A 14238-nucleotide genomic window follows, 5' to 3' on the forward strand; every position below is an offset into this window, starting at 1 on the left:
CATTACTCTATTGTCGCCACCAGCAACGGAGCGCCGCCACTGTAATCAGCCGATGGGATCATGAACATCCGCGAAATCGCATCACCTTCCACCAAGCCGAAAAAGCGCTCCATCTCCCCCCTGTTGTTCGATCGGCGCGACTATCGACTGATCGGCATCATCAACGATGTGCGCTCGCGGGCCGACGAACTGGGCTACATCCGGCGCCAATACTACAGCTATTTTCATCCCCACGGCATCAAGGAGATGGCCGAGTCGCGCAGTCTGCGCATCGCCTACGCCATGATCCAGCTGCTCACTTCGCTGGAAAAGGGGGGCGTGGACGACCGCCTCAACGCCCTGCGGGCACTGCGGGCCGAAATGCTGGAGACGGCCGAGGGCCCTATGCCCAAGAACACCGCGCGGGTCTTGATGCAGATCATGAAAGAGGTGGTGCGCGCCGGCGACGACGAACGGGGACAGTTGGAGCTGGCCCACGACTTTCGCATCACGGCCCAGGGCAAGCCGCGCATGGTACGCCGTCAGCTGCGCCGCTACCACCTGCTGGAGATGCCCGAAGCGTGGAACCAGATCTCCTTCGACGACCATGTGCACGACGCCAACACCAAGGGCCGCAAATCGTCGACCCACCTGATCATGGACGCCTGGATCAAGGGCATCCGGCGGCTGCGGGTGGTGCACTACAACTACATCGAACCCCGCTTTGCCGCCGAATTGCTGGAAGCCGCCCGGATCATGGAGATCGACATCCGCATCGGCATCGAGTTTTACACCCCATTCCGGGGTAAGTATATCAACCTGATCTGGGTACCCCGGGGCTTTCCCGACGCCCAGGCCTTTCTCTGCTTTCTGGAGGAGCCGGCGGTGGCGGCCCTGATGCGTGAAGGCCGCAGGGCATCGCTCTATCAGCAAGCCCATGTCATGGATCTGCTGCAGGCGTTCAACCAGGACCACCGCCTGGTGCTCAATGGCCGCTACGACATCGAAATGCCGCCCATCGACCGCGAGGCCTTCCTGGCCTTTGTGGGCATCGGGCAGAAATCCACGCTGCACCTGGCCAAATTCATCCAGAAAGAAATGTTTGCCGCCATCCAGGAACGCGCCGAAACGTTGCGGGCCGCCCACGAAAGTGCCGATGCGGCGCAACGCCGGCAAATCAGCACCTGGTTCGAAGAGATGGACCGCCTGGACCTGGAAGGCGCCGTCGCCGAATACCTCAAGCCCGCACGCAACCCCGGACTGCCCGACCGCACCGTTCCCCGCGAAGATCCTGAAGTGCCGTCCCTGCTGCGCCTGCCGCCGGCGGAATTGTGCGCCCGCCTGGCCGCCTTGCAATCGGGCTACCGCATCACATTGAACCTGACCGACTTGGATGCCGCCGACGTGCTGGAGTTGGTTTACGACGCCAACGGCATGATATCGCGCCTGGAGTTGTTCAATCTGAAGGATTGGGCCGACGGCCACCTGGATCACATCCCCGGCATCAGCCGCTTGCAGGAGGCCCTCAACAGCCAAAACCCCATCAAGTTGAAACGGGTGATCCTGGAAATCCTCGCATCCATCGAAGGGGACGAATCCCCCGAGGGGCCGGCCCGCATGGACAAATTGCGGGACATCCTGCACGATTTGGGCACTTTGCAGGTGATGTACCGCGCCCGACCGCTCAAGGCGCGCATCGGCAGCGACTCCACCGGCCGGTCGCCCCGGTTCCACGGCATGGGGCTGGCGGTCATCGAAACCCTGCCGCCCCGCGCCCAGCGACAGATCAAGAGGGACATCGGCTCGGGCCGCGACCGGATCCCGATCCACATCGCGGTGCAGCGGCGCCACACCTTCATCGAACGGCGCGCCAACGACGACCGGCGCGGCCGCCGGCGCCGCTGGCTGGCCGCGCTGCCGCTGCTGTGGCGGATCGGCTATGAGCGCAAGCTGGATTGGTGGGTGCAGGCCGAGGCCACCCGCATGGCCCGCCAGGGCAACGTGGTCACCCTGGGCGGCGTGCAAAGAACGATCCGCAACGGCATCTGTTTGCAGCCCACCAAAGTGCAAAACCACAGCAGTGGCAAACCGTGGCGCTACGTCAACTCCCACCTGCGCAACCTGTTCAAGGTGCTCCTGGGATTCGTGCCGGCCTTCGCCACCTTTTTCCTGACCCAGGACTGGTGGTTGCTGGCCTACCTCGGCGCCTTCATCTGGTTCGGCATCACCGGTATCCGCAACATCCTGCAATCGGTGCTGGGCGGCGGCGGTTTGCGCCGTTCGCCCCTGCTGCGCTGGAACACCTACGTCAGCTGGGATCGCATCGCCGATTCCCTGCTGTTTACCGGTTTTTCGGTGCCGCTGCTTGATTATCTGACCAAGACTTTACTGCTGCAAGGCATGCTGGGCATCACCGTGGCCTCCCACCCGGTGCTGCTCTACACCATCATGGCCCTGGTCAACGGGCTCTATCTATCATCGCACAATGCCCTGCGCGGGCTGCCGCGGCCGGCGGTTTACGGCAACTTTTTCCGCAGCGCCCTGTCCATCCCCCTGGCCATCGGCCTGAACGCTGTCGCCGGCCAACTGCTCACCACGGCCGGGGCGACGGCCGTCAACGAGATCCTGCAGAAGTGGGCCGCCATCATCTCCAAAGCCGCGTCGGACACCGTGGCGGCCCTCATCGAAGGCGGCGCCGACCGCTACAACAACATCCACACCCGCTACCGCGAATACCGACGCAAGATGGCCCAACTGTTCGACATCTACGCCCAGTTGGAAATGCTCTTTCCGGAAGACCGGGCCTATGAACTGCTGACCCACAAAAAGGAGCTGCGCCGGCAGACCAACATGGAGGCCCGCGATCTGGAACGCATCATCTGCGTCCACGCCCTGGACCTGCTCTATTTCTGGTACTACCAGCCCCGGGCCCAAAGCGCCTTCAAACAGTTGATCAAGAAGACGGACGAGGAGGAGCGGCACCTGCTGATCACCGCCCAGTTCACCCTTTCGCGCCAACGGGATATCAGCCAGATGTTCATCGACGGGCTGCTGGGCAACGATTTCGCCAAGGCGCTCTCTTTCTACCTTTCGCGCCATCCCGACTACCTGGAGGCGATGAAGCGATACGTCTGACCAAGAGCGTGCACGATGGCTTCCGACGCCGCCGGGCGCCCGTTCAGGCCACCAGCCGGCGGCCGATCTCCCCGGCCTCCGCCAGCAAGGCCGTATCCTTGGCGGCCGGTCGCGCGGCGCTGTCCACATGGATGATGCGCCCCACCTCCGTCATGCCGTGACCGCTGCCGGTCATGCCGGCCAGCCAGCGGACGGAGCGCTGATACTGTTGGGGGTCGGGAGCGCCCTGGGAGATCACCATGGCGAACCGTTTGCCGGGCGGCACGGCGGTATTGTAGCCACCCCCCGGCTTGGGGGTGTAGAGGGAATAGACCCGATCCACGAAAAGCTTCATCTGGCCGGAAATGCGGTACATATAGATGGGGCAGCCCACCACCAGGGCGTCGCAGGTCTTGATCTGTTCGAGGAAAGAACTGAGCGCGTCCTGCTGGGCGCAAACCCCGTGCTTGGTGCGGCATGCGAGACAGCCCATGCACCCCTTCATGTCCAGAGTGTGCAAATGGGCCTCGACGGTTTCGGCGCCGGCGGCGCGGGCGCCCTCCAGCACGGCATGGATGAGGGTGGAGGTGTTACCGGATTTGCGGGGACTGCCATTGATGGCGACAACCTGCATGGAAATCTCCTTCGTAATGGTTTACAGTGGCTTGTAAATGAATGCAGCAAACGGCCGTCACGGGCATGCGGTTCACCCGCTTTTATAGAACGATTGTTCGGAAAACGATAACAGGTTCGACACAAAAATCAATTCAATTTCAAAGGCGCTTCATCAAATGAATGCCACCGACAATCGACCATGAAGACCACCACCGACAACCCCGCCCTGTACCGCACCGTTTTCGAGACCACCGGCGCCGGTACCATCATCATCGAGAAGGACACCACCATCGCCATGGCCAATTCGGCCTTCGCCGCCCTGGTGGGCATGGCCAAGGAGCAGATCGAGGGCAAGTTGCCCTGGACGCAGGTGATCGCCGATCCCCGCGACCGCGAGCGGATGCTCCGCTATCACAACGCCCGGCGCCACACCCCCGATGCCGTGCCCCAGGCCTATGAGTTCAAGCTGGTGGACACCCTGGGGCAGAAGCGGGACATCTGGCTGCGGGTCAACATGATCGCCGGCACCGATTTGAGCGTGGCCTCCCTGTTCGACATCACCCCCCTGAAAAAGGTGGAACGGGAGCTGCGGACCAGCGAAGCCAAACTCAGCGGCATCCTGGAAGCCTTCGGCGGCTTCACCTACACCTGTGACGCCGATATGCGCCTGGCCTTCATGAACAAACGGCTGCGTGACATGATCGGCCGCGATGCCATCGGAGAGCCTTGCCACAGGGCCATCTTCAACCTGCCCGAGCCATGCCCGTGGTGCGACCGTCACCAGGTGTTCCAGGGCGAAACGGTGCGCCGCGAGTTTCAAAGCCCGCTGGACGGTCGATGGTACATCGCCTTCAGCTCCCCGCTGCTGGGCATCGACGACCAGGTGACCGACAAACAGTCGGTGGTGATCGACATCCATGAGCGCAAGCAGGCGGAACTGGCCCTCAAAGAGAAGGAGGCCTATCTCAAGAAAGAGAACCTGCGGTTGCGGGCCACCATCAAGGACCGTTACCGCTTCGGCGACATCGTCGGCAAAAGCGCGGCCATGCAGAAGGTGTACGAAATGATCCTGCGCGCCGCGGCCATTGACGCCAACGTGATCATCTATGGCGAATCGGGCACCGGCAAGGAGCTGGTGGCCCGGGCCATTCACACCATGAGCGACCGCGCCGAACACCCCTTCGTACCCGTCAATTGCGGCGCCATTCCCGCCAACTTGTTGGAAAGCGAATTTTTCGGTTACGAAAAGGGGGCCTTCACCGGCGCCCACCAGAAAAAGCGCGGCCTGCTGGACGCGGCCGACAAGGGCACCCTCTTTCTGGACGAGCTGGGGGAGATCAAGGAAGAGATGCAGGTCAAACTGCTGCGGGTGCTCGAGGGGGGCGGCTTCACACCCATCGGCGGGCTGACGGTAAAAAAACCCGACCTGCGCATCATCGCCGCCACCAACCAGAGCCTGACCCAGCTCATCGAAAAGGGCAGCATGCGCGAAGATTTCTTCTACCGCATCCACATCATCCCCATCCAACTTCCGCCCCTGCGGGAACGGCGCGAAGACATCGCCCTGCTGGTGGAGCACTTCCTGGCCAAACACAGCCGCGACAAAGAGGTGCCCGTCCTGCGCGGCCATGAACTGGAGGCACTGCTCAATCACGGCTGGCCGGGCAATGTGCGCGAACTGGAAAACACCCTGCAACGCTACATCAGCCTGCAATCCCTGGACCTCATGGGCTTCACCCTGCGCAGCGGCGCCCAGGCGGCGGACAATCCGACCAACCGCTTTCTCAACCACCAGAAACCGCTGCGCGACGCTCTGCGCGCCTTCGAGAAAGCCTACATCGCCGGCCTGCTGCACCGCCACCAGTGGAACCGCACCAAGGTGGCGGCGATTTTAGGGGTGGAAAGAAAAACCCTCTACCTGAAGATCAAACGACTGGGCATCGACGGCGCGGAGGGGAAATAAGCAGCGGTGCTTTCGGGTGCAGCGCACCCATGCCGACGATGCACAGCACATAACCGAGGCATAAAGTCCGGCACCAAGGGTGCGCTACCTGTTTTACCTAGGGTGTGCACCGCGAATGCGCCATGTGTCATTAATAACTCGTTTTGGGTATATTTATTTTTACAATGAATATTTTTTAGTTACAATGGGTTAGGTTTTATTTTGATGAATTATGAGTTTTGAATAACTCACACCGTGTATCCATTTCGCGTATCCTCAAAAAGCTGCTGTGGGCTTCGGCAAACGACCGTTCATTGGTGAGCCGCCCTCCCAAGGTGCAACAATTAATCCGCTCCTACCTCACCAACTGCGGCGAATCCCCTATTGTCGAACCTGTAATATTGTTGCCGCATGGCGAGGGAGACCTGTCCCGATGCACCCGCCGCCGCACCTGGCACCTCCCTTGCTAAACACCTTCGGATACCGAACGGGCATCATTCATTAAAACCATTATCAAACTCAGGAGGACACATGGCCGCAAGACTCATCCAACCCACCCCTTCCGCTTACGGGTTTCCCTTGCTCATCAAAAACCTGCTGCGCACCCCGCTGATCTATTCTCCCGATCAGGAGATCATCTATCGTGATCAAGCGCGTTTTACCTACCGCCAATTCGGGGAGCGGGTCTGCCGCTTGGCAAGCGGTCTGGAAAGCCTCGGCGTGGGGCCCGGGGCCACGGTGGCGGTGATGGACTGGGACAGCCATCGCTACTTGGAGTGCTTCTTCGCCGTTCCCTCCATGGGCGCGGTGCTGCACACCATCAACATCCGCCTCTCGCCGGAACAGTTGATCTACACCATCAACCACGCCGAAGACGATGTGATCCTGGTCAACGAAGAGTTCCTGCCCATGCTCGAGGCGGTTAAAGACCAGTTTTCCACAGTCAAGAAGATCGTGTTGATTTCCGACACCAAGACCACACCGCAGACCACCGTGCCCATCGATGTGGAGTATGAGGCCCTGTTGGCCGGCGCCGCCCCCACTTACGACTTTCCCGATCTGGACGAGAACACCATGGCCACCACCTTCTACACCACGGGGACCACGGGTCTGCCCAAGGGGGTCTTTTTCAGCCATCGCCAACTGGTGCTGCACACGTATGCCGTGATCACCAACATGAGCGGGTTCGCCAATCAGGCCAATGTCAACTCCGCCGATGTCTACATGCCCATCACCCCCATGTTCCATGTACATGCTTGGGGCATGCCCTACGTGATGACCCTGCTGGGCGCCAAGCAGGTTTACCCCGGCCGCTACGAGCCGGAGATGCTGCTCAAACTCAAGCTGCAGGAGAAGGTCACCTTCTCCCACTGCGTGCCCACCATCCTGCACATGCTGGTCTCCAGCCCGGCGGTCCAGAAACTGGATCTCTCCGGCTGGAAAGTGGTGATCGGCGGTTCGGCCCTGCCCCGCGGCTTGTGCAAGGCGGCCCTCGATCTGAAGATCAATGTCTACACCGGCTATGGCATGTCCGAGACCTGCCCGGTGCTCACCCTGGCCATGCTCAAGCCGGAAATGCTCGATTGGGATGCGGAAGAGCAGATCAAGATCCGCTGCCGCACCGGACTGCCGGCGACCAACGTGCTGCTGGAGGTCAGGGACGCCAACGGCAAGGCCCTGCCCAACGACGGCAAAAGCACCGGCGAGGTGGTGGTGCGCACTCCCTGGCTGACCCAAGGCTATGTCAAGGATCCGGAGAAGAGCGAAGCGCTGTGGGCCGACGGCTGGCTGCACACCGGCGACATCGGTTTCATCGATGAACTGGGCTATCTACAGATCACCGACCGCCTGAAGGACGTGATCAAAACCGGCGGCGAGTGGGTCTCCTCCCTGGAGTTGGAGGACATCATCAGCCGCCATCCGGCGGTGAGCGAAGTGGCGGTTATCGGCGTGGCCGACGAGAAGTGGGGCGAACGTCCGGTGGCCCTGGTGGTGCCCAAGCCGGACCAGGTGGCCGGTTTTCAGGAAGAGGAGATCAAGCAATTCGTGGCCAAGTTCGCCGATGACGGCGTACTTCCCAAGTATGGCGTGCCCGACCGGGTGGTGAAGGTGGACGCCCTGCCCAAGACCAGCGTCGGCAAGCTCAACAAGAAGGAGATGCGCAAACAGTTCCAGGGTTAGCGCCATCGTTGTTTAATCGTTGCCCGGCAGACCACCCAACGTGCCCTGCCGGGCAACGACTTTGCATCAGGAGAGGCTTTGGTGGGGTTGATCGGCCTTGCGCCCGAAGGGGATGCCCAGCTTGCGCATGCGTTTGCGCAGCGTGGAAGGGTGGATGCGCAAAACGCGGGCAGCGCCCGCGGGGCCTTCGATGCGCCCGCCGCATTCGGCCAGCACGCGTCGAATGTGCCGCTCCATCACCTGATCCAAACCCTGCGCTGCGTTGTCGACGGCCGCCCGTGGACCGTAAGATCCGGCAACGGCCGGCGCCGCCGGATCGATGTCCTTGAACGCCAGTGGCGCCCCGCGACTGACGATCAAAGCCCGCTCCACCGCGTTTTCCAGCTCCCGGGCGTTGCCCGGCCAACTGTAGCGAACCAGCCGGTTCAGGGCCCCCGGCGCGATGGCCGGCAGGCTGGAACGCTTCATCTCCCGCGCCTTTTTGCGGATGAAATGCTGCACCAGCGCCGGGATGTCCTCGCTGCGCTGCCGCAGGGGCGGGATGGCGATGGGGAAAACCCGCAGCCGAAAGTAGAGGTCTTCGCGAAATCGGCCCTCGGCGAGCATCTGTTCCAGGTTGCGGTGCGTTGCGGCGATGATGCGAATGTCCACCCGGACCGGACCGCTGCCCCCCACCCGTTCGATCTCCCTGGCCTGCAACACCCGCAACAATCGGACCTGGGCTTCCAGCGAGAGTTCGCCGACCTCGTCCAGGAAGATGGTGCCGCCGTCGGCCCGCTCGAACCGTCCGCGCTTGCGCGTCAGCGCACCGGTGAAGGCCCCCTTTTCATGGCCGAACAGCTCGCTGTCCATCAGGGTGCCCGGTATGGCGCCGCAGTTGACCCGGATGAAGGGGCCGTTGCGTCGCTGGGAGAGATTGTGGATCGCATTGGCCACCACCTCCTTGCCCACCCCTGTCTCGCCCAGCAGCAGCACCGGGCTGTCCAGGGGCGCCACCTGGCGCACCATCTCCATGACCTCCCGCAGCCCGAAGCCGGCGCCCACCACCTCCTCGCCCGCCATCTGGCGCAATTCTTCTTGCAGGTAACGGTTGTCGTCGGCCAGCATGTCCCGCAGCTTGCGCAACTCCCGGTAGCGCAAGCTGTTGGCCAGGGCGATGGCAAAAGGCATGTTGAGCAGCGACAGCAAGCGCACGTGGTCCTGGTTGAAACGCCGGCCGGGTGCGCTGAACACCGATACGGTGCCGATGAAATTGCGTTCCAGGGCCAAATCGAGCAACAGCCCGGACAGGTCCTCGGCGGCGAAATGGCGCACCACCGGGCCGGCCACCAGGTCATCACCCATCCGGTCCATGCGCTTGATGCGCGAAGCGCGCTGGGCCTCCACCTGCCGGCGCGCCTCGGCCGACAAAGGGGTCTGCAGGGACATGGCTTCGCAGTGGTCCACCGTTGCCATGGCGACAGTTTCAACGATGCCTATCTCCCGGTCGTAAATATGAAAACAGAGCCGGCTGGCCGGGATGTGGCGCACCATGAACCGCAGGCAACGCTGCATGGCTTTTTCGATGTCCAGGCTGCCGCAGATGCGCAAGGTGGATTCGCGGAAAAACTCGTTCTCGTCGATGGAAACGAAAGACATGCATCACCTCAATTTTGCTGTTCCATGGCGCAGATTAGCCCCAATCCGTTCCATATGCCAGTTTTTTCTTGACCATGGGACGGAACCATCTCCTAAAGATCAATAAGCCACTGAATGATATGTCAATTTTTTGTGGCATAATCATTGCTGTTATTTATGGGTTTGGTATACTGAATCGACGTCGCCCAGCGATGCGATCCCATGTGCAACACCGTAAGGTGCCGCGCCATTGCAGGCGGTGATGACCACGACACACCAACCGACGTTATAAGGAGGATATTTATGGAGTTTGAACTCACCAAGGAACAAGTACAAATCCAGAAGGCGGTCCGGGACTTCGTAAAGGGCGAATTCAAAAAGGAGGAGATCAACGATCTGATCGAACGGCATGCCTACCCTGAACGGCTCTGGAAAAAAGCCGCCGAGCTGGGCTTTATCGGCATTCACTTTCCCGAGAAGTACTCCGGGCAAGGCACGGGCGTCATGGAAAACATCCTGGTGGCCGAGGAGCTGGCCCGTGGCGACAGCACGGTGGGCACCTGCCTGCTGATCGCCGACTTCGCCACCGAGATGATTCTCCATTTCGGCACCGAAGAACAGAAGGCCAAATGGCTACCCAAGGTGGCCGAAGGCGAGTGCCTTTCCTGCGGCGCCTTCACCGAGGCGGATCACGGCTCGGACATCACCACCGTGGAGACCACGGCGGTACGTGACGGTGATGAGTGGGTCATCAACGGCACCAAGATCTTCATCACCAACAGCGGGCCGCTGGCCGGATTTTACAATGTGTTGTGCAAAACCAACCCCGATGCTTCGCCGCCCCACCGCGGTTTGAGCATCATCTTGGTGGAAGCCGACAATCCCGGTGTCTCCTACCAGGATGTGGGCAAGAAAATGGGCATCACCCTCTCTTACACCGCCGAAGTGGTGTTCAAGGATGTGCGCGTGCCGGCCGGCAACCTGATCGGTGAAGAGAACCGGGGATTTTACCAATTGCTCGAATTCTTCGATGAAAGCCGGATCCTGGTGGCCGCCCAGGCCCTGGGCACCGCCCAGGGCGGCCTGGACCGCGCCCTGGCCTACGTCAAGCAGCGGGAACAGTTCGGCAAGAAGATCGCCCAGTTTCAGGCCACCCAGCACAAACTGGCCGACATGGCCACCAAGGTCGAGGCGGCCCGGCTGCTCACTTACAAGGCGGCCTGGAACTTCGACCAGGGACGCATCGATCCCAAACTGACCTCCATGGCCAAGATGTACGCCGCACGCACCGCGGTGGAGGTGTGCGACGAAGCCATCCAACTGCTCGGCGGTTACGGATACATGGCCGAGTACGAGGTGGAACGTTTCTATCGGGATGCCAAGATTACTGAGATTTACGAGGGGACCAAGGAGATTCAGAAGAACACCATCGCCAGCGCGCTACTCGGAAAGCTCAAATAGTGCGGCGTTAACCGCCCTACCCTCCTTAGCCTGTGCTGCTCCGGAGAGGCGTTAAGCGTCGTTTCAGGGTTCCCCCGGGTGGGGGAACCCTGAAACGGTTTGATGCCTTTAGGGAAGAAAAGTCAGATCATCACCACATTCACGGCGGCCGGGCCCTTCTGGCCTTGTTCGATGTCAAAGGAAACGCGCGCGCCCTCCTTCAACGTTCTGAAACCCTCCATCTTGATTCCTGAATGATGAACAAATACATCCGGCCCATTTTCTTGTTCAATGAACCCAAACCCCTTCTTCTCGTTGAACCACTTTACAATTCCGGTTGCCATGCTACCTTACTTCCTTTTTCCTGAAGTTGCCATCACCAGCGCCGGCATCGACGCTCTGCGGCACAAATTGCGCCTCCGACGCTTTGCCGCCCCCCTGGTCGGCGGACGGGATTCATTTGTTAAATGAAGCATAACCCCGCCTTTGCCTGAAATCAAGTCAATAAGTCACATTTTTGGCATAAATGTGGCTGTTTTTCCGGATGCCTTTTCAATGGCCCGGCTCAGCTCTTGCGAACCGGGCCATCAGCACTGACAGGGCGGCCATCGATACGGAGCACCGGCTCCCCTTGCTCGGCGGCCAGGGTGACCTTGACCTCTGAATGACCTGCCAACGCCGTGTAGCGGCTGCGCAACAGCCCGAAATCGTAACGGGTGAGAGCTTGACGCGTCAGTTCGACGATGTTTTCGGACACGGTTATGTCGCCACCGGGACGCAAACAGGCCGCCAATGCACGGTTGTACAACCGCTTCAATTCGGTCTCGATGCAGTGTCCGGACAGGTCCAGGGTCAATATCAAATCCATTGGCGCCCCCCCGTCCGCCGACGCATCATCGCCTATTTCCGCACCATGGCTGTGCCGCATTGGGGACATTGGGTCTGGGGGCACGGTATCCCGCGCTGATGGGCCGTTTCATGGCCACACTGAGGGCAAACGCACTGACCACCGGGGCCGGCGGCAAATCCACCTCCGCCGCGTCCGCGACCGGCGCCGCTGGCCTGTCCGGAACCTTTTTGTCCACGGCCGCCACCCGAGCGGCCACCACCACCTTTACCGTTCATCGCCGCCACCTCCCCTTGAAAGTGTGTGCACCGCGGCAGGGTCGGCGGTGTACTGCCTCCCGGCGCAACGATTGCCATGTCCGGGCATGGCATAGCCGGCTTCCATAACGCGGCCCTCCAGCCAGGCCCGGGTCACATCCTGCAGATCACCGGCCACAAAGGCAACCACCTGGATGCCATGGGCCGTGACGATGGCTTGCAAAGGACGCGATATCGCACCGCAAATCAAAGTGCCAACCCCCCACTCCACCAGGCAGAACACCTTGCCCACCGCCGTTTGATCCTCAAAACACTCACGCCGCTGGCAAATAATACGCCCGGAAACCACTTCCACCACCTGGGCGTGGTGGGAGGTATCGAACAACGGCGCGATTCGATCATTCCAGATGGCAAAGGCCGCTTTCATGGCACCTGGTCCATTCCCACCGCAGGCCCTCGGTCACGGGGCGTCAAAATGAGCGTCATCCGGTTATTTGATTCTCCTGAGGCGGTGCCGGCCGGTGCGCCACTGGTCCAACTGCCGAATCTGATCGGCCAGCTCCAGGCATTCCAGGCGAAAACAGCGCACATCGCCGGCTCGACCCGGATCGATGTTGTCGGCGAAGTAGTGGAAAATGGTGTTGTCGATTCCCCTGGTCATGTCGATCAGCATGGTCCCCAGCCGACTGGCGGTGCTGTGGTACTCGCCCACATCCACCGGCCCGTTGTTGATGCGGCCGACAAGCCGTTTGATCTCCCGATAGGTTTCCCGGTGCGCCCCGATCGCTTGCACAGAGCCGACCAGATCTGCTTCCCGTTTTCTTTTCAATTCATCGAGGGTGAGTAGTTCCATAATACGCCCTCCCTCCCTGAGTTGAATACCTTAGGGCGTCCGCTCCCGGTCGGGAACGGACGCCCTTGTTCTACATCGCCGATTCGGGATGGAATACGTTGACCTCTTTCAGATCGTCATGCAGGTACTCCCTCTCGTTGGGGCCCAGAATACCCAAGGAGAGGCAGATCAGCGTCCACAAATGGACCACGCCGTAACCCCCGCCGTAATGCTCGCTCAACTCATGAATCTGCGCGTGGCAGTTGTGGCAACCCGCGATGCAATAATCGGCGCCGGTGACCTGGATCTGCTCATCCTTCAAACGACCGTATTCGAGCCGTTGCTCTTTGTAGCCGGATTGCAGAAACCCACCGCCACCGCCACAGCAGAAGTTGTTGGAGCGATTGGGTGTCATGTCGATGAAATTCTCCTCGCCGACCACCGCCTTGACCACATAGCGCAGGTCTTCGGCAATGGGATCGCCATAGCTCTTACGTACGATCTGGCATGGATCCTGGACGGTGAACTTGACCTTCAAATCCTTGTTCCAGTCGGAATTGACTTTCAGTTTGCCTTCCCGGATCCACTTGGCATAATATTCGTAGATATTTTTCACTTCGCACTTGTGTTCAATATTGAACTTTTTCAGTCCATACAGGACTGAGAAGGTTACGTGCCCTCACTCCGTGTTGAGATAAATGGGACACCCCAAATCGTCGGCCTGCTTGACGGTGGTGGTGGTCAGGTGTTTCCAGGCATCGTCGTCTGCCAGGAACATACAGTAGTTCTCGCCCCCCCAACCCTTCGAACCATAAGTCCAGTCGGCGCCGGCCAAATGCAGGATCTTCCACAGGGGCACCATTTCATCCGGTTCGGTCACCGGTTCGCGGGAGTTCTGGTTGAGAAAGAATTCCGCTCCCTGCTTGTCGATGGGCGCTTCCATATCGGCGAATTCCGGTTGGGCCTCGCGATACTCATCCAACACATCCTGCACCACGAACTCGAAATCCTCGGGCGAGGTGCCCATGGCGCTGCAGCTGTCGTTGCGCAAGGCCATGTCGCAGGAGCCCAAAATCCCCTTGGGCCGCTCCTCCCGGGGCCACAATGCCCGGGCGTTGTACACCAGTTGGGGAATGTTGATCTGCATGGGGCATACATAGATGCAGCGTTGGCACATGGAGCACATCCAGACCCATTCGCTCTTTCTGATCTCCTCATCCATCCCTAGCGCCGCCATACGCAGGAATTTGCGCGGATCCATGTTCTCCAGCCCCGTCGCCGGACACCCCGAGGAACAGGCCCCGCATGTCAGACACAGGTTCAGGTTGCCACCTTCGGGCAGCAGCTCCTTCACCTTCTCCAGGAACGTGGTTTTACGTTCCGCACCCAGTTTGATTGGTTGCTCGGCCATAGG

11 protein-coding genes are annotated in these 14238 nt (G+C 60.5%); 4 read left to right on the plus strand and 7 right to left on the minus strand.

Features of this window, described 5'->3' with window-relative positions; all coding sequences use genetic code 11:
- Window positions 1-60 precede the first annotated feature (60 nt).
- The gene (locus tag MRX98_RS13665) at window positions 61-3114 is read left to right on the plus strand and encodes a hypothetical protein (protein WP_246909971.1); all 3054 of its coding nucleotides are present in this window, start codon (window positions 61-63) and stop codon (window positions 3112-3114) included.
- Window positions 3115-3157: 43 nt separating this feature from the next.
- On the opposite strand, the gene MRX98_RS13670 is transcribed toward MRX98_RS13665, so the two are convergent.
- On the minus strand, window positions 3158-3727 hold the full coding sequence (locus tag MRX98_RS13670; protein ID WP_246909974.1) for a flavodoxin family protein: 570 nt from the start codon (window positions 3725-3727) through the stop codon (window positions 3158-3160).
- Between the two features lie 180 nt (window positions 3728-3907).
- Here MRX98_RS13670 and MRX98_RS13675 point away from each other — a divergent pair, with 180 nt between their 5' ends.
- A complete protein-coding gene (locus MRX98_RS13675; RefSeq protein ID WP_246909986.1) occupies window positions 3908-5671 on the plus strand; it encodes a sigma-54-dependent Fis family transcriptional regulator in 1764 nt (587 codons plus the stop codon).
- Between the two features lie 510 nt (window positions 5672-6181).
- Entirely contained in the window at window positions 6182-7831 is a 1650-nt protein-coding gene (locus MRX98_RS13680; protein ID WP_246909989.1) for a fatty acid--CoA ligase, read from the plus strand.
- Window positions 7832-7897: 66 nt separating this feature from the next.
- Here the strand turns inward: MRX98_RS13680 and MRX98_RS13685 are convergent, their stop codons facing one another.
- Window positions 7898-9469 carry a sigma-54 interaction domain-containing protein gene (locus MRX98_RS13685; protein WP_246909994.1) on the minus strand — a complete coding sequence of 524 codons (1572 nt, stop codon included), beginning with the start codon at window positions 9467-9469 and terminating at the stop codon, window positions 7898-7900.
- Window positions 9470-9751: 282 nt separating this feature from the next.
- Here MRX98_RS13685 and MRX98_RS13690 point away from each other — a divergent pair, with 282 nt between their 5' ends.
- Window positions 9752-10909: an acyl-CoA dehydrogenase family protein gene (locus MRX98_RS13690; RefSeq protein ID WP_246909996.1), complete on the plus strand. Its 1158-nt coding sequence runs from the start codon at window positions 9752-9754 to the stop codon at window positions 10907-10909.
- Between the two features lie 122 nt (window positions 10910-11031).
- On the opposite strand, the gene MRX98_RS13695 is transcribed toward MRX98_RS13690, so the two are convergent.
- The 5 genes from MRX98_RS13695 to MRX98_RS13715 form a co-directional block, all read right to left on the minus strand.
- Window positions 11032-11232, minus strand: coding sequence for a cold-shock protein (locus MRX98_RS13695; RefSeq protein WP_246909998.1), 201 nt, complete (start codon window positions 11230-11232; stop codon window positions 11032-11034).
- Between the two features lie 221 nt (window positions 11233-11453).
- A complete protein-coding gene (locus tag MRX98_RS13700) occupies window positions 11454-11756 on the minus strand; it encodes a hypothetical protein (protein WP_246910000.1) in 303 nt (100 codons plus the stop codon).
- Between the two features lie 246 nt (window positions 11757-12002).
- Window positions 12003-12419 (minus strand): NifB/NifX family molybdenum-iron cluster-binding protein, encoded by a 417-nt coding sequence (locus MRX98_RS13705; RefSeq protein WP_246910002.1) that lies wholly within the window; start codon window positions 12417-12419, stop codon window positions 12003-12005.
- Between the two features lie 63 nt (window positions 12420-12482).
- Window positions 12483-12845 (minus strand): hypothetical protein, encoded by a 363-nt coding sequence (locus tag MRX98_RS13710; protein WP_246910005.1) that lies wholly within the window; start codon window positions 12843-12845, stop codon window positions 12483-12485.
- 70 nt (window positions 12846-12915) lie between these two features.
- Complete coding sequence (locus MRX98_RS13715; RefSeq protein WP_246910020.1) at window positions 12916-14235, minus strand: (Fe-S)-binding protein; 1320 nt, start codon at window positions 14233-14235, stop codon at window positions 12916-12918.
- Between the last annotated feature and the right edge of the window lie 3 nt (window positions 14236-14238).

Source organism: Desulfatitalea alkaliphila (genome assembly GCF_022968795.1).
GTDB classification, from domain to species: Bacteria; Desulfobacterota; Desulfobacteria; order Desulfobacterales; family Desulfosarcinaceae; genus Desulfatitalea; species Desulfatitalea alkaliphila.